The sequence below is a fragment of the Rhodococcus sp. MPR-R1B genome (assembly GCF_058793255.1).
In genome coordinates this window covers 54,053-76,077 of sequence record NZ_JBXAFO010000018.1, presented here as the reverse complement: position 1 = coordinate 76,077, position 22,025 = coordinate 54,053, and the positions used below count along the sequence as shown (strand labels likewise).

General features: G+C 61.8%; 16 protein-coding genes, 1 tRNA gene and 1 riboswitch. Of the genes, 9 read left to right on the top strand and 8 right to left on the bottom strand.

All coding sequences use genetic code 11. The annotated features are described in order from the left end of the window. The first annotated feature begins 42 nt into the window (after positions 1–42). The 5 genes from AC1Q61_RS22860 to AC1Q61_RS22840 all read left to right on the top strand — a co-directional run bounded on the left by AC1Q61_RS22860 (position 43) and on the right by AC1Q61_RS22840 (position 9,409). Positions 43–921 (top strand): TM2 domain-containing protein, encoded by an 879-nt coding sequence (locus AC1Q61_RS22860; RefSeq protein WP_029538193.1) that lies wholly within the window; start codon positions 43–45, stop codon positions 919–921. Between the two features lie 131 nt (positions 922–1,052). Continuing rightward, positions 1,053–5,531, top strand: coding sequence for a glutamate synthase large subunit (gene gltB / locus AC1Q61_RS22855; RefSeq protein WP_492651086.1), 4,479 nt, complete (start codon positions 1,053–1,055; stop codon positions 5,529–5,531). After that, a complete protein-coding gene (locus tag AC1Q61_RS22850) occupies positions 5,524–7,026 on the top strand; it encodes a glutamate synthase subunit beta (RefSeq protein WP_492651087.1) in 1,503 nt (500 codons plus the stop codon). The genes gltB and AC1Q61_RS22850 overlap by 8 nt, the downstream gene beginning before the upstream one ends. A gap of 82 nt (positions 7,027–7,108) precedes the next feature. Next, positions 7,109–8,527, top strand: a complete 1,419-nt coding sequence (gene pyk / locus AC1Q61_RS22845) for a pyruvate kinase (RefSeq protein WP_003944038.1) — start codon at positions 7,109–7,111, stop codon at positions 8,525–8,527. Continuing rightward, positions 8,528–9,409: an acyl-CoA thioesterase gene (locus AC1Q61_RS22840; protein WP_019748651.1), complete on the top strand. Its 882-nt coding sequence runs from the start codon at positions 8,528–8,530 to the stop codon at positions 9,407–9,409. Between the two features lie 33 nt (positions 9,410–9,442). Here AC1Q61_RS22840 and AC1Q61_RS22835 read toward each other — a convergent pair whose 3' ends face one another. Next, on the bottom strand, positions 9,443–9,946 hold the full coding sequence (locus AC1Q61_RS22835) for an SRPBCC domain-containing protein (protein ID WP_042923025.1): 504 nt from the start codon (positions 9,944–9,946) through the stop codon (positions 9,443–9,445). Positions 9,947–10,120: 174 nt separating this feature from the next. Beyond that, a riboswitch (ZMP/ZTP riboswitch) is annotated at positions 10,121–10,201 on the top strand. A 23-nt stretch (positions 10,202–10,224) separates the two neighbouring features. Here AC1Q61_RS22835 and AC1Q61_RS22830 point away from each other — a divergent pair. After that, on the top strand, positions 10,225–11,181 hold the full coding sequence (locus AC1Q61_RS22830; protein ID WP_492651088.1) for a bifunctional 5,10-methylenetetrahydrofolate dehydrogenase/5,10-methenyltetrahydrofolate cyclohydrolase: 957 nt from the start codon (positions 10,225–10,227) through the stop codon (positions 11,179–11,181). Positions 11,182–11,292: 111 nt separating this feature from the next. Here AC1Q61_RS22830 and AC1Q61_RS22825 read toward each other — a convergent pair whose 3' ends face one another. Together AC1Q61_RS22825 and AC1Q61_RS22820 are read right to left on the bottom strand one after the other, a co-directional pair. Beyond that, a complete protein-coding gene (locus AC1Q61_RS22825; RefSeq protein ID WP_042923023.1) occupies positions 11,293–11,925 on the bottom strand; it encodes an AMIN-like domain-containing (lipo)protein in 633 nt (210 codons plus the stop codon). 75 nt (positions 11,926–12,000) lie between these two features. Further along, positions 12,001–12,077: transfer RNA gene (locus tag AC1Q61_RS22820), tRNA-Leu, on the bottom strand. Between the two features lie 107 nt (positions 12,078–12,184). Here AC1Q61_RS22820 and AC1Q61_RS22815 point away from each other — a divergent pair. Both AC1Q61_RS22815 and AC1Q61_RS22810 read left to right on the top strand, forming a co-directional pair. Next, positions 12,185–12,802: an ANTAR domain-containing response regulator gene (locus AC1Q61_RS22815; protein WP_003944029.1), complete on the top strand. Its 618-nt coding sequence runs from the start codon at positions 12,185–12,187 to the stop codon at positions 12,800–12,802. A gap of 208 nt (positions 12,803–13,010) precedes the next feature. Next, positions 13,011–14,342, top strand: a complete 1,332-nt coding sequence (locus AC1Q61_RS22810) for an ABC transporter substrate-binding protein (RefSeq protein ID WP_003944031.1) — start codon at positions 13,011–13,013, stop codon at positions 14,340–14,342. A 56-nt stretch (positions 14,343–14,398) separates the two neighbouring features. Here AC1Q61_RS22810 and AC1Q61_RS22805 read toward each other — a convergent pair whose 3' ends face one another. Genes AC1Q61_RS22805 through AC1Q61_RS22790 form a run of 4 tightly spaced genes read right to left on the bottom strand, consistent with a single transcriptional unit; the run spans position 14,399 to position 18,528 of the window. Beyond that, positions 14,399–15,205, bottom strand: coding sequence for an ABC transporter ATP-binding protein (locus AC1Q61_RS22805; protein WP_007728720.1), 807 nt, complete (start codon positions 15,203–15,205; stop codon positions 14,399–14,401). After that, the gene (locus AC1Q61_RS22800; protein WP_029255470.1) at positions 15,202–16,230 is read right to left on the bottom strand and encodes an ABC transporter ATP-binding protein; all 1,029 of its coding nucleotides are present in this window, start codon (positions 16,228–16,230) and stop codon (positions 15,202–15,204) included. The genes AC1Q61_RS22805 and AC1Q61_RS22800 overlap by 4 nt, the downstream gene beginning before the upstream one ends. After that, positions 16,223–17,212 (bottom strand): branched-chain amino acid ABC transporter permease, encoded by a 990-nt coding sequence (locus AC1Q61_RS22795; protein ID WP_492651089.1) that lies wholly within the window; start codon positions 17,210–17,212, stop codon positions 16,223–16,225. Before AC1Q61_RS22795 ends, AC1Q61_RS22800 begins: the two co-directional genes overlap by 8 nt. Before the next feature lie 5 nt (positions 17,213–17,217). Continuing rightward, positions 17,218–18,528, bottom strand: coding sequence for a branched-chain amino acid ABC transporter permease (locus tag AC1Q61_RS22790; protein ID WP_037120375.1), 1,311 nt, complete (start codon positions 18,526–18,528; stop codon positions 17,218–17,220). Between the two features lie 302 nt (positions 18,529–18,830). Here AC1Q61_RS22790 and polA point away from each other — a divergent pair, with 302 nt between their 5' ends. Further along, positions 18,831–21,578 (top strand): DNA polymerase I, encoded by a 2,748-nt coding sequence (gene polA / locus AC1Q61_RS22785; RefSeq protein WP_042923020.1) that lies wholly within the window; start codon positions 18,831–18,833, stop codon positions 21,576–21,578. 58 nt (positions 21,579–21,636) lie between these two features. Here the strand turns inward: polA and trxA are convergent, their stop codons facing one another. Further along, positions 21,637–22,008 (bottom strand): thioredoxin, encoded by a 372-nt coding sequence (gene trxA / locus AC1Q61_RS22780; protein ID WP_003944106.1) that lies wholly within the window; start codon positions 22,006–22,008, stop codon positions 21,637–21,639. Positions 22,009–22,025: the final 17 nt, after the last annotated feature.

Below are 22,025 nucleotides of genomic sequence, written 5' to 3'. Positions count from 1 at the left end.
TTACGTACCGTCGTCGAATCGAAGGAAAGTACGTTGCCTAACTTGAACAAGAATCCGGAACCGTCCGAGTCGGGGGACTCGTCAGGATCGCAGCCGCCGGTTCCACCCCAGTTCGGGTCGCCGTTCGACTACGACGCGACGGCAGATGCGTCGTTGACGGAAACCTCGGCGCCAACGGAAAAGACTCCGTCGACGGAGACCACCGGCACCGGTCCAGGCTGGGACACGTATTCGGGAGTCGGGAACGGCCCGGGCTGGGGAAACCACCCCATCTACCCGCCGCCGACCGGAACCGAATCGACTACAGCGTTCCCCACTGCCGATTCTGATTCCACCCCGAGTCAGCCCACGGCGCCTTACACGTCGCAGGAAAGCTACGCCGCCCAGAACTATCCGGCGACCGACCATCCGGCGCCGGACTACTCGAGGCCGACCCAAACCCCGACGGACGGTCCCGTCTACGGTGCGCCGGCAGATCAAACTCCGAATCCCTACGCGGCTCCGCCGCAGGGCTACCCCGCCGCTCCGCCGCAGGGAAGCCAGAATTACGGTCAGCAGCAGGGCTACCCCCAGCCTGGATATTCGCAGCCCGGTTACGGTCAGCCTCAGGGGTACCCGCAAGGTCAGGGTTATCCTCAGCCTGGTTTCGGCCTTGTCGATCCGTCCGCACCCTACGGACGTGACCCGATGACCGGCGAACCATATTCGGACAAGTCGAAGACGACCGCCGGATTGCTGGGCATTCTGCTCGGCGGTTTCGGAGCAGGACGTTTTTACCTCAACCAGCCCGGCATGGCTGTCGCACAGATCGCGGTCACTTGGTTGACGTGTGGAATCGGTGGCATCTGGCCGCTCATCGACGGAATCATGATGTTGACCGGCAGTGTGCGCGATCAGTACAACCGACCTTTGCGTAGCTGATCGAAAACGATGTTCGGAACTGTGGCCCCCTGACGCTCGTCGTCAGGGGGCCACACTTTTCTCTCGCGACCTGCGGTTATGTGCTGATAAACTAACGAACGTCGGCTGCATGACCGTGTGGAGGTCGCCGAGTGCCGTTTTCTCGAATACCTGATCCTCGAGGCCTGTACGACCCCGATCAGGAAACCGATTCATGTGGTGTAGCCGTAGTAGCAGACACCTCTGGACGTCACCTGCATTCCATTGTCGACGAGGCGCTCGCGGTCCTGGCCAATCTCACCCACCGTGGCGCGGTCGGGCGCGAGTGCAACAGTGGTGACGGCGCGGGCATCCTTCTTCAGCTGCCGACGGAATTCTTCGACGCGGTGACCGCGTTCGAGCTTCCACCACCCAACGCGATGGGTGAGAACACCTACGCAGCCGGAAACTGCTTTCTCCCGGTGGATCAGGAAGCACGTGGGCGCGCGGTAGTTCGGATACACCGGTACGCAGCGGCAGAAGGACTGCGGATTATCGGGTGGCGGGAGGTCCCAGTCGACCGTGACTGCGTCGGAACCGTTGCCGCGCAGTGCGCTCCGTACATCAGTCAATGTTTTGTGACGTGCGCCGAGCCAAGAGATCGCAGTGTGGGCGGAATTGCCTTGGACCGACGAGTGTTCGCGCTCAGGAGACAAGTCGAGCGAATTCATTCGGCCGATGATGCGGTGTATTTCCCCTCGTTGTCCGCCCGAACCATCGTGTACAAGGGCATGCTCACGCCGACGCAGTTACCCGGTTACTTCACCGACCTATGCGACGCCCGAATGCGAACTGCCTTGGCGGTCGTGCACAGTCGGTACTCCACGAACACTTTTCCGTCGTGGTCACTTGCTCAGCCGTATCGCTGCATCGCTCACAACGGCGAGATCAATACGATTGTGGGAAACAGGAATTGGATGCGCGCTCGCGAGCCGATGTTGCGGAGCGCACTTTTGGGTGGGGACATCGATCGCATGTTTCCGATCTGTACCCCGGGTGGATCCGACTCTTCGTCGTTCGACGAAGTGCTCGAGTTTCTGACGCTCGGGGGCCGCAGTGTGCAGCACGCCATCGCGATGATGATTCCCGGTGCTTGGGAGAACGATTCTTCGATGCCAGACGAGATGAGGGCCTTCTACCAATTTCACGCTTGCCTGATGGAACCATGGGACGGTCCGGCGTCCGTGACGTTCAGCGACGGCACTGTTGTCGGGGCGGTGTTGGATCGTAACGGTCTTCGCCCCGGGCGATGGTGGCGGATGAGGAACGGCCGTATCGTGTTGGCGAGTGAGAGCGGTGTGTTCGACGCTCCGACGTCCGAGGTGTTGGAGAAGGGGCGCCTCGAACCGGGTCGAATGTTCCTCGTCGACACCGCTCGCCGTGGCATCGTTTCCGATGCGGAGATCAAATCCGAACTCGCGAGCACAGCCCCCTACCGGGAATGGGTCGAGGGGGGATTGGTCGATCTCGAGGAAATCCCCGAGTCGGCGCCTGCCCGAGGCGATCCGGCTCCGCTGTTGCACAGGCAGCTGCTCTTCGGATACCAGGCAGAGGACTTGCAGGAAGTTCTCCTTCCAATGGCTCGCACAGGATCGGAGCCGTTGGGATCGATGGGAGTCGACACACCTCTCGCCGTTCTCTCGGATCGGCCGAAGCTGTTGTACGACTACTTCGTCCAGCTCTTTGCTCAGGTGACGAACCCGCCTTTGGACGCGATTCGCGAGGAAGTCGTCACTACGCTTGGTGTCACCCTCGGCGCTGAGCAGAACTTGTTCGAAGCGTCGGCGCTGTCGTGCCGAAGGATTGTTCTCGATAAACCGGTGATCGGACCGGGGAAGATGGCGAAGGTCGCCGAACTATGCGGCGCAAGAACTCCGAGAAGCGCTGTCCTACGGGGAGGTTTCGATCCGAGAGGCAGTCTCGGCGAAGGCGTCGAGAGGCTTCGTGAGTCCGCCCGAACGGCCGCCGCAGCCGGAATCGAGATTCTGGTGATCTCCGACCGTGGATCGGGCCCTGAGCAGGCTCCCATTCCGTCATTGCTCGCAGTATCTGCCGTGCACCACGATCTGGTTCGGCATGGCCTGCGAACCAAGGTTTCCCTCGTCGTCGAGTCGGGTGACGCGCGCGAAGTTCATCACATCGCGCTGCTGATCGGCTACGGTGCGGCGGCTGTCCACCCCTATCTTGCTCTTGAATCGGTAGAAGCACTCAGCGAGCAAGACGAGCTTCCCGGGATAGATTCGAAAATGGCATCGGACAACTATCTGAGAGCGGCAAATTCCGGTGTGCTCAAAGTGATGTCGAAGATGGGAATCGCTACGGTTCACTCCTACACGGGCGCACAGGTATTCGAGGCAGTGGGCTTGGGCCGCGAATTGGTCGACGAATACTTCTGCAACACACGGAGCCGGATCGGCGGGATCGGTATCACCGAAGTCGCGCGAGAGGTTCTGATGCGTCACGCGGCCACGTATAGTACGGTGCAGCATCGTCAGTTGAGCAGCAGTGGAGAGTTCCGGTATCGCCGCGGTGGTGAATTGCATGTGTTCACACCCGAGTCCGTGTTCTTCCTTCAGCATGCGACCCGGACGGGGCGAAGTGAGATATTTCGTCGCTACAGCGATGAAGTCGATCGACTGAGTGCGCAGGGCGGAACACTTCGGGGGCTGTTTCGATTTCGGCGTGGGCTTCGTCCGCCGATTCCGCTCCGTCAGGTCGAACCCGTCGAGTTGATTCTCGCTCGATTCAACACCGGTGCGATGAGCTACGGCTCCCTCTCTGCCGAGGCGCACGAGACGATGGCGGTTGCGATGAATGCTCTCGGCGGACGTTCGAACACCGGTGAGGGCGGAGAGTCACCGGAGCGGTTGCGTGACAACAAGCGTCGAAGCGCAGTCAAGCAGGTCGCGAGTGGTCGCTTCGGGGTGACCAGCGATTACCTGGTCAATGCCACTGACATTCAGATCAAGATGGCCCAGGGCGCCAAGCCCGGTGAAGGAGGGCAGCTTCCGGGGTCCAAGGTGTACCCGTGGATCGCGGAAACCCGGTACTCGACACCTGGAGTCGGCCTCATCTCTCCGCCCCCGCACCACGACATCTATTCGATCGAGGATCTCGCCCAATTGATCTACGACCTCACATGCGCAAACGATCGTGCGCGGATACACGTGAAGTTGGTCAGCGCAGTCGGAGTCGGGACAGTTGCGGCAGGTGTGGCCAAAGCGCACGCCGACGTGGTGCTGATCTCCGGTCACGACGGCGGGACGGGCGCGGCGGCACTCTCGTCCATCCACCACGCTGGTACGCCCTGGGAGATCGGGCTGGCCGAAACTCAGCAGACCTTGGTGCTCAACGGGTTACGCGATCGGATCGTCGTCCAGTGTGACGGGGGTCTGCGCACGGCGCGGGACGTCGTCGTCGCCGCGTTGCTGGGGGCGCAGGAGTACGGGTTTTCCACGGCGCCACTCATCGCGGCCGGCTGCGTCATGATGCGGGTATGTCACCTCGACACCTGCCCCGTCGGAGTAGCAACGCAGAATCCCGAACTGCGCGAGCGATTCACCGGCCGGCCGGAGTACGTCGAGAACTTCTTCCGCTTCATCGCCGACGACGTACGACGTTTGTTGGCAGAACTGGGGTTTCGAAGTATCGACGACGCTCTGGGCCACGCAGACGTATTGGAAATGTCTCCGGCGGTGGCGCATTGGAAGAGTCGCACGTTGGACCTCTCACCACTCTTCGACGTTCCGGCCGCGCCGACCGGCGCGGCCTACCCGCCGTGTGTACCTGTTTCGAGCGAACTCGAACGCACCCTGATCGAGTGCGCCGCGAACTCACTCGAGGACGCTCGACCCGTGCATATCGAACTGCCAGTACACAATACGGATCGGGCGGTGGGAACGAGGCTGGGCGCAGAGGTGACCAGACGCTACGGCGCCGTCGGGCTACCTGAAGGCACCATCGACGTCGTGCTCAGTGGAACGGCAGGCCAGTCACTCGGTGTGTTCCTGCCGCCCGGCATCTCGCTGGTCGTCGTCGGCGATGCAAACGATTACGTGGGGAAGGGGCTCTCCGGTGGACGAATCGCGCTTCGGCCGAGTGAGGACGCGCCCTTCGTGGCGGAGGATCAGGTGATTGCCGGCAATACGCTGCTGTACGGCGCTACGAGCGGTGCGCTCTATGCCAGGGGGCGTGTCGGGGAACGATTCGCGGTGCGCAACTCGGGCGCGGTCGCTGTGGTGGAAGGCGTCGGAGACCATGCGTGTGAGTACATGACCGGGGGTCGCGTCGTCATCATCGGTCCAACTGGTAGGAACCTTGCTGCGGGAATGTCCGGCGGAATTGCCTTCGTACTCGACGTGAAGGCAGAGAAGGTCAACGGCGACATGGTCGTTCTGGAACGACCTTCGGCGGAAGACTGCAGTCAGCTGGTCGAACTTCTCGGCGAGCATTTGGCTGCGACCGGCTCGCCGGTGGCGGCAAAACTTCTCGACGACTGGGTTGGCCAGAGTCCGAGATTCACCAAAGTTTTGCCTGTCGACTACCGGAAGGTCGTGGAAGAGAACGAACTGGTGGTGCCGGCTCATGCCTGACACACGCGGGTTCCTCAACGTGAAACGATCCGGCTCACCGACCAGATCGCCCGATGTGCGTGTCGGGGACTGGGCGTCGGTATACGAGTCGCTGGATCCCGTCGTGCGAAATCGAGACGTATCTGCACAGGCCTCGCGTTGCATGGACTGCGCTGTGCCGTACTGCCATTCGGCCGACGTGGGGTGTCCGCTCGGCAATCTCATTCCGGAATGGAACGACCTGGTTCGGCGTGGACGGTGGTCCGAAGCCTCGGAGAATCTGCATTCCACCAACAATTTCCCCGAGTTCACCGGACATCTGTGCCCCGCACCGTGCGAAACGGCGTGCGTTCTCGCACTCGACGGCGAGCACACGTCGGGGGGTGTCACCATCAAGCGCATCGAACAGGCAATCGTCGACAACGCCTGGGAGTCGGGTTGGTTGGGGCCGCAGGCACCGGTAGTTCACAGCGGAAACCGTGTTGCGGTTGTCGGGTCGGGACCGGCGGGACTGGCTGCGGCTCAACAACTGACACGAGCCGGACACAGTGTCACGGTGTTCGAGCGGAGCGATCGGATCGGGGGACTGCTTCGCTACGGAATTCCGGAATTCAAGTTGCCCAAGGCCCTCATCAACCGGCGGCTGGACCAACTGACCGCCGAGGGGACCAGATTCGTCACCGACTGCGCCGTCGGAGTGAACGTGAGCGCGCACGACCTCTCGACGGAATTCGAGGCGGTAGTCCTGGCGGTCGGGGCTGATCGTGCCAGAGACACCGAAGTACCGGGTCGTAGTCTTCGCGGAATCCATCGTGCGATGACGTACCTGCGTGCGGCCAACCGCGAATGCGAGGGTGACGGTGCGTCGAGTATCTCGGCGCGAGGTAAGAACGTCGTGATCATCGGTGGCGGCGACACGGCCGCCGACTGCCTCGGCACGGTGCATCGCCAAGGCGCCCTCTCGGTGACGGAATTGGATTACCACGTCCCACCTCCGGCACGCCGCGATCGAGATCGCGACCCATGGCCGTTGTGGCCGCGGGTCCTACGCAGCTCGCCGGCAGACGAGGAGGGCAGTGACAAACGATTCCGATGGGCGGCGCAGGAATTTCTCGACGACGGTGGGGGTGCGGTCCGCGCAATCCGGATGGTTCCGGTAGCCGTGTCACGAGCGAAGGACGGACAACGGACCCTGGTGGAGACCGGCGACACGACGGATCTGGTGTGCGAGATGGTCCTGCTCGCTCTGGGTTTCGACGGCGTCGAGACCGCCCCACTGCTCACCGACCTTGATGTCGGCACCGATCCACTCGGCAGAATCGAGTGTGATGTCGGGTGGCAGACCCGGACACCCGGCGTATTCGTCTGCGGCGACGCGCATCGCGGGGCGTCGCTGGTCGTTTGGGCGATTGCCGAGGGACGGTCGGCCGCACGTGCCGTCGACGTGTTTCTCACAGGCGAGTCGGCGCTTCCGGCTCCGGTTCATCCAAAGGCATTTCCGCTGTTCGTGAGCTGACCAACTGAATCGAGTAAGTACAGAAAGTGCAGGTCGCAAATGCCGGATAGAAGTGCGGTGGGGTAGCGACTAGGCTCGAGCCGTGAACCGACGGACAAAAATTGTATGCACACTTGGACCTGCGACAGCTTCTGGCGACCGCATCCGTGAGCTCGTGGAGAGCGGCATGGACGTGGCGCGCCTCAACTTCAGCCACGGCGAGCATGCCGATCACGAAGAAAACTACATTCGCGTCCGCGCCGCGTCGGACGCCACCGGAAAGGCCGTCGGTGTTCTCGCCGACCTTCAGGGGCCCAAGATTCGCCTCGGCCGATTCAAGGACGAGCGGACCACCTGGGCCAACGGTGAAGAGGTTCGTATCACCGTCGACGACGTCGAGGGAACGCACGATCGCGTCGGGACCACGTACAAGGAATTGGCGCGCGACGCCAAGGCCGGCGATCGACTGCTGGTCGACGACGGAAAGGTCGGCCTGGTCGTCACGTCCATCGACGGCAACGACGTCGTCTGTCGGGTCACCGAAGGCGGTCCGGTCAGCAACAACAAGGGCCTCTCACTGCCCGGTATGAACGTCTCCGTTCCAGCCCTGTCGGGCAAGGACATCGCCGACCTCGAGTTCGCTCTCAAGCTGGGTGTCGACTTCATTGCACTGTCCTTCGTTCGCTCACCGGCGGACGTCGAATTGGTTCACGCCATCATGGATCGAGTCGGGCGCCGCGTTCCCGTCATCGCGAAGCTCGAGAAGCCCGAGGCCATCGACAATCTCGAAGCCATCGTGCTCGCGTTCGACGCCGTCATGGTCGCCCGCGGTGACCTCGGTGTCGAGTTGCCGCTCGAGCAGGTCCCGCTCGTTCAGAAGCGCGCAATCCAGATTGCTCGTGAGAACGCGAAGCCGGTCATCGTCGCGACGCAGATGCTCGAGTCGATGATCGAGAACTCACGTCCCACTCGCGCAGAGGCATCCGATGTCGCCAACGCCGTTCTCGACGGCGCCGACGCAGTCATGCTCTCGGGCGAGACTTCGGTGGGCAAGTACGTCATGGAAACCGTTCGCACCATGGCCCGCATCGTCGAGGCCGTCGAGAACGAATCAACCCGTGTCCCACCGTTGACCCACGTCCCGCGCACCAAGCGCGGAGTCATCTCGTACGCAGCACGCGACATCGGCGAACGTCTCGACGCCAAGGCCTTGGTTGCGTTCACTCAGTCCGGTGACACGGTGCGTCGACTGGCTCGTCTGCACACGCCGCTGCCGTTGCTCGCCTTCACACCGCTGCCCGCGGTGCGCAGTCAGTTGACGCTGACGTGGGGAACCGAGACGTTCCTGGTCGATGCGGTGGCCACCACCGACGAGATGGTGCGTCAGGTGGACAGTGCGTTGCTCTCCCTCGGGCGGTACGTCAAGGGTGACCTCGTGGTCATCGTTGCCGGATCCCCTCCGGGAACTGTCGGTTCCACCAACCTCATTCACGTCCACCGTATCGGCGAAGAGGACCACTGAGTGACCCACGCGAACGCGTCCACCGACCTCGGTACTCTTCTCGGTCTGTTGGATCTGGAGCAGATCGGTGACGACGCGTTCCGTGGATACCACCCGAAACAGGTAGGTTCGCGGACGTTCGGCGGTCAATTGGTGTCTCAGGCACTGATGGCCGCCGGACGGACTGTCGACGGTGATCGCCCCATCCATGCCGTGAACGCCCATTTCATTCGGGGCGGAGATGTGAAGGCGCCTATCGAGTACCGGGTGGAGCGTCATCGTGACGGGAGGGCATTCGCCAACCGTCAGGTGACTGCCTATCAGGGTGAGAACGAATTGTTCGTGATGCTCGCGGCGTTCCAGGACTCCGGCAAGGGGCTCGACCATGCTGTCGAGATCCCGGATGTTCCACTTCCGGAGTCGTTGCCTCCCATCGGCGATCATCTGGTGGGGTACGAGGAAAAACTGCCGCATTTCAGCGCGGCGCTCAAGCCGATCGACATGCGGTACGCCAACGATCCGGCGTGGATCCTCAAGGGCACCGGCGAGAAACTCAACCACAATCGGGTGTGGATGCGCCCCGACGGTGATCTGCCGGACGATTCGCTCATTCACGCTGCGACGCTGGCATATTCGTCCGACACCACCGTGCTCGATTCGATTCTGACCACTCATGGTTTGTCCTGGGGTCATGATCGTATCGTCGCGGCGACGGTCAATCATTCGATCTGGTTCCATCGCCCGTTCCGGTTCACCGACTGGGTTCTGTACGCCACCGAATCGCCGGTCGCCGCAGGTTCGCGCGGTCTGGCAACCGGACGGTACTTCTCGGTGGAAGGACTGCTGTTGGCGACGGTGGTCCAAGAAGGAATGATCAGGCATTTCCCGCGTAAAGGGGAATGAGATGCGGGCCCGAGACTGAACTCGGGCCCAGAATCAAGCAGACTTGCGATATTGCGGTGAGAGTTCGTCGGCGCGGTCCCACGGAGACCAGTCGACTTCGCGTCCATCGAGTTGGGCCGCAACAACTTCCAAGCCCGCGTGCCAGCCGGCGGCGTGCGCGTACGCGGACTCTTCGTCTTCCATCGTGTGGGTGAGAGTCAGCCAACAGCCGCCGGTGCCGTCCGGTGCCAGTTCCCAATGCAGAGTATCTGCGTCCCAGAGGAATTCGAGAATTCGGTGCGGGTGGACGCTGATGACCGTCCCGCGCGTCACGTGATCTGCGGGCAGTCCGAAACGCTCGACTTGTTCCGGTGTCACCTTGAACAGTAGATCCGCGCCGGGAGTGAGATCGAAATCGACGTCCGCCGGGAACCAGGCGTCGAGGTACTCGCGTTCCGTTATCACTTTCCAGACCTTGTCCGGTGCGTGCGGAATCGCCAGTTGGAAGCTCAGTGACACCCGACCGTCATAGGTCAGGTTTATCTTGCCGTTGTCCATCGGTGCCTCCAATGCTTGGTGCCCGTGCGGTTGCCCCCATCGTGCCATCTAATTGCACAGGATGGAATAACTGCAGGTCAGATCGTTACCTATTGATAGGTTATGTCGATTTGTCTCGTTTTGAGAGCGGCGTTCCGGATGTGTTTCGTGGCAGTGAGACAAACGCGCGGTACGCTGACCACGCACGACTGGCGCGGGTGGGAATTACCACCGGGGAGTGCACATCGCGAGGCATCGACCGCCTGGGTGCTTCACACATCTTGTGTGAAGGGGGATTCATGTCTACCGAAAATCTGCCTACCGAAAATCTGCCCAGCCAGAACGTGGCCGCTCGAATAATCGACGGACGCGCAATTGCCGATGCTGCGCTAGCGGACCTGTCAGTGCGCACCAGGCAGTTTCGTGATGAGGCGGGGCACGTTCCATGCCTGGCCGCCGTCATCGTGGGAGCGGACCCGGCCTCGAAGGCGTATGTACAGATGAAGGCCAAACGATCTGTCGCCGTCGGAATGACGTCGCGGACGGTCGAACTCCCGGTGAGTACAACCACCGAAGAACTGGTCGACGTGCTGAGAGCGTTGTCGGCGGACCCTTCGATCGACGGCATACTGCTGCAACACCCGGTGCCAGGCCACATCGACGAACGGGCTGCGTTCGATGCCATCTCGGCCGACAAAGACGTTGACGGCGTTACCTCGGCAGCGTTCGCGGCAATGGCGTTGACCGGTGGGGGATTCGAATCATGTACACCGAGTGGCATCCTGCGCCTCCTCGACGCCACAGGCGTCGAACTCTCCGGGAAGCATGCTGTCGTGGTCGGCCGAAGCCCGATACTCGGATTGCCGATGGGAATGCTCCTCCTGCGTCGAGGCGCAACGGTGACGTACTGCCATTCGCGCACCGTCGACCTGGCCGCACACGTCGCCTCGGCAGACGTCGTCATCGCGGCCGTCGGTGTTCCGGAACTGATCAAAGGGGCGTGGATCAAGCCTGGGGCAGTGGTGATCGATGCGGGGTACAACGAGGGCAACGTCGGAGATGTGGAGTACGCCGCTGCGCTCCCACATGCCGGTGCGATCACACCAGTGCCGGGTGGCGTCGGCCCCATGACGGTGGCAGTCCTGCTGGAACAAACACTGGCAGCAGCAGTTCGAGCAGCGGACGTTCGGGCATGCAGTGAGAATCATGACAGTCGTGTTGAACCGGATACCGCAATCGCCTCGGATCGATTGTGAGACCTCGGTTTCGAGACGGAGTATTCATCCGCCCCGCGATAACCGAATTACCGCGTCGAGCACCGCTGCGCTGGAATGGCTGAGCTGAGCGCGCAATTGGGTATTCGACAGTCAGCTGTCTGCCTTGGGGATGTCGATCGTCAACTGGGACGGTGAATCGGATGTCGATACGGTGTATGCCGGACGGATGTCGACCGTGCCGACAAACGACTGCAGGATCGCACTGTTCCTGGCTGCACTGTCTATGCGCGTGATGTTTTCGCCCTCGTGAGATACGGAGTTGAGCGACGAATCCGATTGGACTCCCATCAGGTCGACTTGAAGTATCGATCGACTTCCGACGTCCACGACTGTGCTGTCACCCGCTCGGATTGCTTCACTGACGTATTCGGTTTTCCAGAACACAGATCCGCTTCCGTCGAAGCGATAGGTGATGCGGGTGAAACCATCGTGATCGATCACGTCGATCTCGGTCACGTCGACGCGCGGAGTCGGTGAAGGGACCTCCGTGTCGTTCGGGAGCGGAGCAAGCGTGGAGATCTCGGTGGATGGGGCATCGATCGGGGGAGAGCCGACCTGAAGGGTGCCGGTCTGTGTTGCAGCATCGAGCGCGGCCTGGGTGGAAGATTCGCCGGCAGCGCTGGATTCGCCGGCAGTATTGGGTTGGCCGTCTGTTTGACACCCGGTGAGCAGCGCGAGAATCGATATGGCTCCGAGCAGAGCAATCAGCCGGTGACCGTTCATGGATCGAATCTAACGGCGGTCGATCTGGGGTACAGCCGAATGCCGAAACCTTGCAGTGCGGCCAGCTGCGGCAGGTGGTGCCCTCGGTGAGACTCGAACTCACACTGGACGGGTTTTGAATCCGTTTCCTCTGCCAATTGGGATACGAGGGCTTGTTGCGATGACTACATTAGAAGATGCGATTTCAATGTCAAACACCGGTACCCTCTAATCGTTCGCGTCTCGTGTCGGGGCGGTTCGATGGAGGAGGATGGTGGCCATGAATTCGCCGCAGCCGCAAGGCAATCAGCTCGCACCCCGTCGTGTTGTCGTCGCTGAAGACGAGGCGTTGATCCGCATGGATCTGGTCGAGATGCTCCGCGAAGAGGGCTACGACGTCGTCGGTGAGGCGGGTGACGGGCAGGTCGCGGTGGAGTTGGCCGAGTCGCTCAAGCCTGATCTGGTCATCATGGACGTGAAAATGCCCAGGAGAGACGGCATCGACGCCGCTTCGGAGATTGCCGCCAAACGCATCGCTCCTGTTGTCATTCTCACAGCGTTCAGTCAGCGCGAGTTGGTCGAGCGCGCACGCGATGCCGGCGCCATGGCTTACTTGGTCAAGCCGTTCTCGATCAGTGACCTCGTTCCCGCTGTCGAATTGGCGGTCAGTCGTTTCCGCGAGGTGACGGCGCTCGAGCGTGAGGTCGCTGATCTTTCGGACCGGCTCGAAGCACGCAAGCTGATCGAGCGAGCCAAGAGTGTTCTGATGGTTCGCCAAGCGCTCACCGAACCTGAGGCGTTCAAGTGGATTCAGCGCGCCGCGATGGATCGGCGCTCCACGATGAAGGCGGTCGCACAGGTCGTACTGGAAACTCTGGGCGGTGAACCGGACGCTTGAGCAAAGTGTCCGGGTTACCCGGTTGCTGCGTCGACCGTCGAAACGTCGCGCAGCGCTACAGCCGTGTAAACACTGTGCACCTTCAGATAACAGTCAGGTCACAGGGCTTTCTTGAAGGATCGCGAAACGGTTCCAAGGTCTAGCGTCTGATCCCACAGCGAGCGCCAGTTCGGGTGGCGCGAGCACCGGCTGATCTTAGGAGCGTGGGATGGCTAGACGAACACTTGTGCGTACTGCTGCAGTTCTCGGCGCGGCATCACTGGCACTTGCAGGCTGTAGCTCGGACAAGTCGGATGACTCGTCTTCGAGTGGCTCTACGTCCGGCGCTTCTGCCGCGACGACATCCGTCACGACTGATTGCACCCCGGAGCAGGCCAAGGCCGGCGCCACCCCGTCCACGGAAGCGCTGCGCATCGGCACGCTTCTTCCCGATACAGGCAGCTTGTCGTTCCTCGGGCCGCCGATGGTCGCGGGCACCCAGCTGGGAGTCAACGACGTCAATGCAGCCGGAGGCGTTCTCGGCCAACCGGTCCAGCTGATTCCCGGCGATTCGGGTGACACCACAACGGACACCGCCAACACCACCGTCGACCGCGAATTGGCTGCAGGCACTCAGGTCATCGTCGGCGCCGCGTCGTCTTCGGTTTCGCTCAAGGTGATCGACAAGATCGCCAGCGCAGGCGTCGTGATGTTCTCGCCTGCCAACACCTCGGACCAATTCGTCTGCTACCCCGACAAGGGCATGTACTTCCGCACCGCTCCGACGGACGTACTGCAGGCTCAGGCCGTCGCACAGCTCATTTCGGACGACGGTGGTCAGCGCGTAGCGATCATGGCCCTCAACGACCCATACGGGACGGGTCTGGCGGACAACATCGAAAAGAATCTGATCGATTCGGGTGTCCCCTCCGATCAGATCGAGAAGATCATCTACGACCCGAACGCGCAGTCGTTCAACTCCGAAGTCGATCAAGTCAAGAACTTCAATCCGGATGCAGTGGCACTGGTGGGCTTCGAAGAGTCGGCGAAGATCATCACGCGCATGCACGAAGTGGGCATCGGCCCGTCGGACGGAATGGCGATGTACGGCGTCGACGGCAACATGGGCAACGCTCTCGGCGAATCCGTGGCGAAGCCGTTGCTCGACACCATGCAGGGAACGACGCCCCTGACGGACGTCGGAGCTGCCTTCCAGGATCGTCTGAAGGCTGTGAACCCCTCTCTGATCGACTTCAACTACGCCGGAGAGTCATACGACGCGGTGGTGATCTCAGCGCTCGCTGCCGAGCAGGCGAAGTCGACGGCCGGTACCGACATCGCAGCCAACATCAACAGCGTCACCGAAGGCGGCACCAAGTGCACGTCCTACGTCGAGTGCCTGCCGTTGGTGAAGGCGGGAACCGACATCGACTACGACGGCATCACCGGTGAGTTGGACTTCAACGATTCGGGGGAGCCGTCCATCGGTTCGTACGGAAAGCTCAAGTTCGGCCCTGAGAACACCCTGACCACAGAAGGATTCGTGGTGGTGGGCAAGTAAGCAGCCAAGGAGAATGGGCCAGGGTCTCGCGACCCTGGCCCATTCTCGTGTCTGTCCTACTTCTCTTTGCTTCCGGCAAGCGTTCCCAAGTACAGCTCGATCACTTTGGGGTCGTTCATCAGATTGGCGCCGGTGTCGGTGTACGCGTTCTTACCCTGATCGAGTACGTAACCGCGGTCGCAGATCTGAAGGCAGCGGCGCGCGTTCTGCTCGACCATGATGACCGAGACACCGGCAGCATTGATCTTCTTGCAGCGGATGAACACCTCGTCCTGGAACATGGGGGACAGGCCCGCGGACGGTTCGTCGAGCAGCAGCACCGACGGATCCATCATCAGGGCCCGGCCCATCGCGACCATCTGGCGTTCGCCACCCGAGAGTGCGCCGGCCTTCACCTTTCGTCGTTCACTCAGAAGAGGGAACAGTTCACTCACGAAGGCGAATCGTTCCGCGAATGCCTTGGGACGCAGATAAATGCCCATTTCGAGGTTTTCTTCGATGGTCAGAGTCTGAAAGACGTTCTGCGTTTGAGGGACGTACCCGACTCCCTTCTGAACGAGGACGTGAGCGGGCGCAGACGTGATGTTGTCCTCGCGTAGGGTGACCGACCCTTCGCGTACCGGTATCAGTCCGAACAGTGATTTCAGGAGTGTCGATTTGCCTGCGCCGTTCGGTCCGATGATCCCGACGATTTCCCCTTCCTTCAGGAAGAAGTTGCATTCACGCAGGATGTTGACGCCGGGAATGTAGCCCGCGACGAGGCTGTCGGCGCGGAGCAGGGCACCTGCCGACAGTCGCTGATGCTCCTCGGCCGTCGCGGCGAACTCTGCAGGCGTGAGTGAACGTGCGTGGTTCTCGCTCATGGCTTCTCGTGCCTTCCGCGCGGTTCCTCGGGACTCGATTCCAGCGTCGCGGCGAGATCGGCCGGAAGGTTGTCGACGTCGGGTTCCGACAGGTCCCCGCCCGACTCGAGGGTTTCGACCTCGGCTTCAGCCAGGGCGGCGGCCAGAACGGCCGTCTCGCCCACCGGATTTCCGTTGTCGTCGAACTCGAGGGCCTGGTCATGGTGGCTGCCCAGATATGCGTCGACGACGGCTGTGTTGGACGAGAGTTCGTCCGGGGTGGATTCGGCGATGACGCTGCCCTGCGCCATGACCACCACCCAATCGCTGATGTCTCGGATCACGTCCATGTCGTGCTCGACGAACACGACGGTCATTCCGTCGTCGCGCAATGACTTGATGTGTCCGAGCAGGCTTTGCGTCAGAGCAGGATTGACCCCAGCCATCGGTTCGTCGAGCATCACCACCGAGGGCGAGGTCATGAGTGCGCGAGCCATTTCGAGCAGTTTGCGCTGCCCACCGGAGAGTGAACCGGCGAGGTCGTCTGCCTTGGTGTCGAGTTTGAATCGTGCGAGGAGTTCGTTGGCGCGTTCGGTGATCTCGCGTTCCTGGCCTTTCCAGATCCACGGGACGAGAGATGCAAAAATGCGTTCACCACGTTGGCCGGTGGCACCGAGACGTACGTTGTCCAGCACGGTGAGTTTGGAGAGCGCCTTGGTCAACTGGAACGTCCGTACCACTCCTTTCCTGGCTACCTGGTGGGGATACATGCGGCCCAGCGATTGACCGTCCATCGACCACGTACCGGTGTCCGGCCGGTCGAATCCGGTAAGGAGGTTGAAGAGCGTCGTTTTTCCGGCACCGTTTGGACCGATCAGACCCGTGATGCACCCTCGTTGAATCTCGAGGTGATCGACGTCGACGGCCTTGAGACCGCCGAACGTCCGCGAGACGTTGTCAGCGACCAACACCGGGTCGGGTTTCGCCGATCCGGGAAGGTGAGGAACGTCGGCAAAGATCTGTGCTCTGGTATCGGCGTCAAGCATTGAGTTGCACCTCCCGCTTGTTACCCAGTATTCCCTGCGGTCTGAAGACCATCAGGAGAGCAATCATCAATCCGAGCAGGACGTACCTGGTGGCCCCGACCTGTTGTTCGGTCAGCGAGAGCAGCGGATTCTCGCCGGAGATCGCCTGACGCAGCAAGGCATCAGGGATGGCGAGGAGGAACCAGAACAACATTGCGCCGACCACCGGGCCGAATACCGTTGCCGCCCCGCCCAGAATCAGTGCGCCGAACGCGAAGAACGTCTGCGCGGTCGAGTAGAAGTCCGGGTTGATGGACTTGGTCTGCAAAGCGTTGAACACCCCGGCCAGACCACCGATCACGCCGCCGAGAACCAGCGCCTGCATCTTGTACACGAACACGTTCTTGCCCAACGATCGCGCTGCGTCCTCGTCTTCGCGAACCGCCTTGAGGACGCGCCCCCACGGACTGTGCGTCAACAGGTAGACGAATCCGCACAAGATCAAGACCAGCGTCCACCCCACGACCATCGACCAGAGGTCGTCTCCGTAGAACTTCACGCCGAGAAATGAGTACTGCTTGGCCGAGTCGAAGGGGCTCGGTGCGGTGAACGGGTCTGCGAAACCGAACAGGCCATTGGTGGAACCGGTCACCGAATCCGACGCGGTCGAGCGGAAGATCAGACGCAGGATCTCCGAAGCGGCGATGGTCACGATGGCGAGATAGTCGGCGCGCAGACGCAGCGTCGGGATACCGAGCACGAGCGCGAGGAGGCCGGCTGCGGTGAGTCCGACGAGGATGCCGAGCCAGAGCGGCTGGTCGTAGGTCACGGTCATGATGCCGACGCCGTAGCCGCCGAGAAGGGCAAAACCGATCTGACCGAAATTGAGCAGTCCGGCGTAGCCGAAGTGCAGGTTCAACCCGATTGCCAACAGTGCGTAGAAGATTGCCGACGGCCCGATCAGCTGGGCGAAAGAAACCTGGAAAGCTCCCATGATGTCCATGTTCGTCACCCGATCCTTTGTCTGGATCCGAGGATGCCCTGGGGGCGAACCACGAGGATCACGATCAAGACGAGAAGTCCGCCGATGTATTTGAGGTCTGGGTTGATGATGAGCGTCGAGAGTTGGACCAGAAGTCCCACGATGACGCAGCCGAGTAGCGCCCCGTACGCGGTTCCCAGACCACCGAGGGTGATTCCGGCGAACATGAGCAGCAACAGTTTGAAGCCCATTTCCCACTGGACGCGTCCGCCGAGCTCGGAGATACCGAACAGCACACCGCCGAGGGCGGCCAATCCGCCGCCGAGACCCCAGACGAACATGATCACGCGCTCGACGTTGATACCGGACGAAGCGGCGAGGTCACGATTGTCGGAGACGGCACGCATGGCCTTTCCGATGCGAGTCTTCTGCAGAAGCAGTGCGACGCCGACCAGGACGACCAGACTGACGATCATGACTATCGCGTTGGCGTCGGTCAGTGCGATCGGGCCCCAGTTCTTCTCGACCTGGCCCTGGTAGTCGTCGAACGGTTCGGCGCGGTCGGAGAAGAAGATCAGGATCAAGTAGCGCAATGAAATCGCGAGACCGATCGAGACCACCAATTGCGCGATCAACCCGGTCTTGCGCTTACGCAGTGGTTTCCAGACGATTCCGTTGGTCAGCAGGCCGATGCCGATGCCGACGAAGATCGCGAGGATCGTGGCGGGAATCAGCGGAACGCCGAAGGACGTGTTGATCACCCAGGCAGCAACGGCTCCCAACGTCACCATCTCGCCGTGAGCGAAGTTGGTCAGGCCAGTGGTGCCGTAGATCAGGCTCAAACCCACACCGGCGATCGCGATCACGAGGCCGAACCGCAGACCGTCGACCGTCGTGCGGATCAGCTTCTCGCCGAAGCTGACATTCGAGGCGGTACGTACCTCGCCGAACGAGAAGATCACGGTGTTCGCGCGGCCGGCCACCACCTCGCGTTCGACAGCGGCTTGCACACTGACCCCGTCGGGAAGTGTGTCGGCAACGATCTCGAAGGTGTAGGTGCCCGGTGCCACGGCCAGTTCCCAACGGCCGTTCGATGCCGATTCTCCGGTGGCGACTTCCGTGCCGGAAGAATCGAGCGCACGGACGGTGACGCCCTCGAGGCGTGTGCCGCCGTTGTTGAGATTGCCGCTGACGGGGACAGCGTTGTCGGGAACCGGTGCTGTCGGTGTTGCGGATGCTGTCGGGGTCGGCGGTGTAGGGGAAGTGGTCGGTTCCTGAGCCGAAGCAGTTCCGGCCAGGCTGAGTAATGCGAAGAACGTCAGTAATGCAAAGGCCAGTAGTCGGCTGAGTGTCGCGAGGGTCTGCCGTTTCACTACGGGTGGGGCCACGTACGTCCTCCGAGCGGGTCGGGAATAGCGCGTCTGGACAAAGTGCCGCGCAGCAGAGGGATTGTTTCGCTGCTGCGATTTCCGGACTCTAACGGCTCCGTTCGCTTCAGATGGGGTTCTGAGATTTCCGGGATGTTTCGGTTCCGTATCGAAGGCCGAAGGCTGCATCAATTGTCCGATTCTTGTGTCTGTTCCTGCGTAAACAACGGCGAAGGCGTCGATGTCGGTCGCGATCCCTAGACTGATGAACCGTGAGCCCCGCAACCACAACTCGGTCCAGCACGTCCACCGCTCCAGCCGGCACCACCGGCAAGGCGGACGATCGCCCTCTTCTGATGCTTCTCGACGGGCATTCGTTGGCGTTTCGCGCCTTCTACGCGCTGCCTGCAGAGAACTTCAAGACACACAGTGGGCAGGCCACCAACGCGGTGTACGGCTTCACGTCGATGTTGATCAACCTTCTTCGTGACGAGCGGCCCACCCACCTGGCCGCGGCCTTCGACGTGTCGCGTCAGACGTTTCGCGCCGACCTGTTCCCCGAATACAAGGCGCAGCGCGCGAAGGCTCCGGACGAATTCAAGGGCCAGATCGACATCACCAAGGACGTTCTCGGCGCGCTGGGCATCCCGGTCATGGCCGAGGAAGGTTTCGAAGCCGACGACGTGATCGCCACCTTGACCACGCAGGCGGAGGCACTCGGATACCGGGTTCTCGTCGTGACCGGTGACCGTGACTCGCTGCAACTGGTGACCGACAACGTCACTGTGCTCTACCCGAAGAAGGGTGTCTCGGAGCTCACCCGATTCACGCCGACGGCCGTAGAGGAGAAGTACAGCCTCAGCCCGGCGCAGTATCCCGATTTTGCTGCACTGCGCGGCGACCCGAGTGACAACCTCCCCGGCATCCCCGGCGTCGGCGAGAAGACCGCCACCAAGTGGATCCGTGAGTACGGCGACCTGCAGGGACTGGTAGACAACGTGGACAAGGTCCGCGGCAAGGTGGGCGACTCACTGCGGGAGAACCTCGCGAACGTCCTGCTCAATCGTCAGCTCACCGAAATGGTTCGCGACGTTCCCTTGCCGTACACGCCCGAGCAGTTGGTGTTGGCCCCGTGGGACCGCGAGAAGATTCATGCGTTGTTCGACGATCTCGAGTTCAAGGTTCTCCGCGATCGACTGTTCGCGACCCTGTCGTCGTCCGAGCCCGAAGCAGAGGAAGGGTTCGAGGTCAGCGGCGACGCACTCGCCCCGGGTGCGGTTGCCGCGTGGCTCGACGCCCACGCACGAACCGGTGAGCGTCACGGCGTGACGGTGCTCGGAACCAGAACTCCGTTCGCCGGCGACGTCACTGCACTCGCGATCGCGGCCTCCGACGGTGAATGTGCATACATCGCGGCGTCGACGGCAACACCGGAAGACGAAGCAGCTCTCGGTGATTGGCTCGCCGACGCATCGCAGCCGAAGGCGCTGCACGAAGCCAAGTGGGCGATCCATGCTCTGCGTGGGCGTGGTTGGACGCTCGGGGGACTGACCAGCGACACTGCTCTGGCCGCGTACCTCGTCCGGCCGGGCCAGCGCAGCTTCAATCTCGACGACCTCTCGCTCCGCTACCTCAAGCGTGAACTGCGCGCCGAAACATCCGGCCAGGAACAGCTTTCACTGCTCGACGACACCGAACAGCTCGATGCCGAAGCGGCCGAGACCGCGATGCTCAGCGCTCAGGCCGTTCTCGACTTGGCGGCTGCACTGGACACCGAGTTGGAGTCGATCGAATCCAAGTCGCTCCTCTCCGACATGGAACTGCCGTTGACGATCGAGCTCGCTCAGATCGAGGCCACCGGCATCGCCGTCGACAGCGCGCATCTGCACGATCTTCAGAGCCGTTTCGCCTCCCAGGTCGCCGACGCCGCAAACTCGGCCTACGAGGTGATCGACAAGCAGATCAACCTGGGTTCGCCGAAGCAGCTGCAGGTGGTCTTGTTCGAAGAACTCGACATGCCCAAGACGAAGAAGACGAAGACGGGCTACACCACCGACGCCGAGGCGTTGCAGGGTCTGTTCGACAAGACAGGACACCCGTTCCTCGAACACCTTCTCGCGCACCGTGATGCGACGCGTATGAAGGTGACCGTCGACGGTCTTCTCAAGGCCGTAGCCGAAGACGGACGCATTCACACGACGTTCAATCAGACGGTTGCCGCGACCGGACGCCTGTCGTCGACCGATCCGAACTTGCAGAACATCCCGGTGCGAAACGACGCGGGGCGCGAGATTCGCGACGGATTCGTAGTCGGGCAGGGGTTCGACGTTCTGCTCACTGCCGACTACAGCCAGATCGAAATGCGCATCATGGCGCACGTGTCAGGCGACGAGGGGCTGATCGAGGCATTCAACACCGGTGAGGACCTGCACAGCTTTGTCGGCTCGCGCGCATTCGGTGTACCGATCGAAGAGGTGACTCCAGAACTGCGGCGCCGGGTCAAGGCGATGTCGTACGGTCTGGCCTACGGGCTCAGTGCCTACGGATTGGCGTCGCAGCTGAAGATTTCGACCGAAGAAGCGAAGCAGCAGATGGATGCGTACTTCGCTCGTTTCGGCGGCGTGCGAGATTACCTCCACGCGGTGGTCGAGCAGGCACGTAAGGACGGCTACACCTCGACGCTCTACGGTCGTCGTCGCTACCTGCCGGACCTCAACAGCGACAACCGTCAGCGTCGTGAGGTTGCCGAACGTGCTGCCCTCAATGCGCCGATCCAGGGCACTGCGGCCGACATCATCAAGGTCGCGATGATCAACGTGCAGAAGGCTCTCGCCGACGCCGGATTGAAGTCGCGCATGCTGTTGCAGGTGCACGACGAATTGGTGCTCGAAGTGGTTGCCTCCGAGTTGGAGGAGGTCACCGCGCTGGTCAAGGACAAGATGGCCACAGCCATCGAGCTGTCGGTACCTCTGGATGTTTCGGTGGGAACCGGTCGAAGCTGGGACAGCGCGGCTCACTAGGCAACAACGAAAAAGGCTGGGCCGGAATCGACTTCGATTCCGGCCCAGCCATTTCACGCTATTCAGCAGATGCGGTCTGCTCTGCGATCTGCTTGCGGACCTCGTCCATGTCGAGTGCCTTGACCTGAGTGACGAGCTCTTCGAGCTGAGCGGCGGGAAGCGCGCCGGCCTGGTTGAACACGAGTACGCCTTCGCGGAAGGCCATGATCGTGGGGATGGAGCGGATGTTGGCGGCCGCTGCGATTCCCTGCTCGGCCTCGGTGTCGACCTTGGCGTGAACGACGTCGGCATGCTTCTCCGAAGAGGCTTCGAACGTCGGTGCGAACTGGCGGCACGGGCCGCACCAGGAGGCCCAGAAGTCCACGAGGACGACGTCGCTGCCGTTGATCGTTTCGTCGAAGTTCTGCTGGGTGAGTGTCTGGGTGGCCACAGGGGTCCTTTCCATTG

What these genes read in the sequence shown, in the direction of transcription:
- AC1Q61_RS22850 (WP_492651087.1), top strand. Translation starts at nt 5,524, where the DNA reads ATGCCTGACACACGCGGGTTCCTCAACGTGAAACGATCCGGCTCACCG.
- AC1Q61_RS22835 (WP_042923025.1), bottom strand. Translation starts at nt 9,946, where the DNA reads ATGGACAACGGCAAGATAAACCTGACCTATGACGGTCGGGTGTCACTG.
- AC1Q61_RS22830 (WP_492651088.1), top strand. Translation starts at nt 10,225, where the DNA reads ATGTCTACCGAAAATCTGCCTACCGAAAATCTGCCCAGCCAGAACGTG.
- AC1Q61_RS22825 (WP_042923023.1), bottom strand. Translation starts at nt 11,925, where the DNA reads ATGAACGGTCACCGGCTGATTGCTCTGCTCGGAGCCATATCGATTCTC.
- AC1Q61_RS22815 (WP_003944029.1), top strand. Translation starts at nt 12,185, where the DNA reads ATGAATTCGCCGCAGCCGCAAGGCAATCAGCTCGCACCCCGTCGTGTT.
- AC1Q61_RS22810 (WP_003944031.1), top strand. Translation starts at nt 13,011, where the DNA reads ATGGCTAGACGAACACTTGTGCGTACTGCTGCAGTTCTCGGCGCGGCA.
- AC1Q61_RS22805 (WP_007728720.1), bottom strand. Translation starts at nt 15,205, where the DNA reads ATGAGCGAGAACCACGCACGTTCACTCACGCCTGCAGAGTTCGCCGCG.
- AC1Q61_RS22800 (WP_029255470.1), bottom strand. Translation starts at nt 16,230, where the DNA reads ATGCTTGACGCCGATACCAGAGCACAGATCTTTGCCGACGTTCCTCAC.
- AC1Q61_RS22795 (WP_492651089.1), bottom strand. Translation starts at nt 17,212, where the DNA reads ATGGACATCATGGGAGCTTTCCAGGTTTCTTTCGCCCAGCTGATCGGG.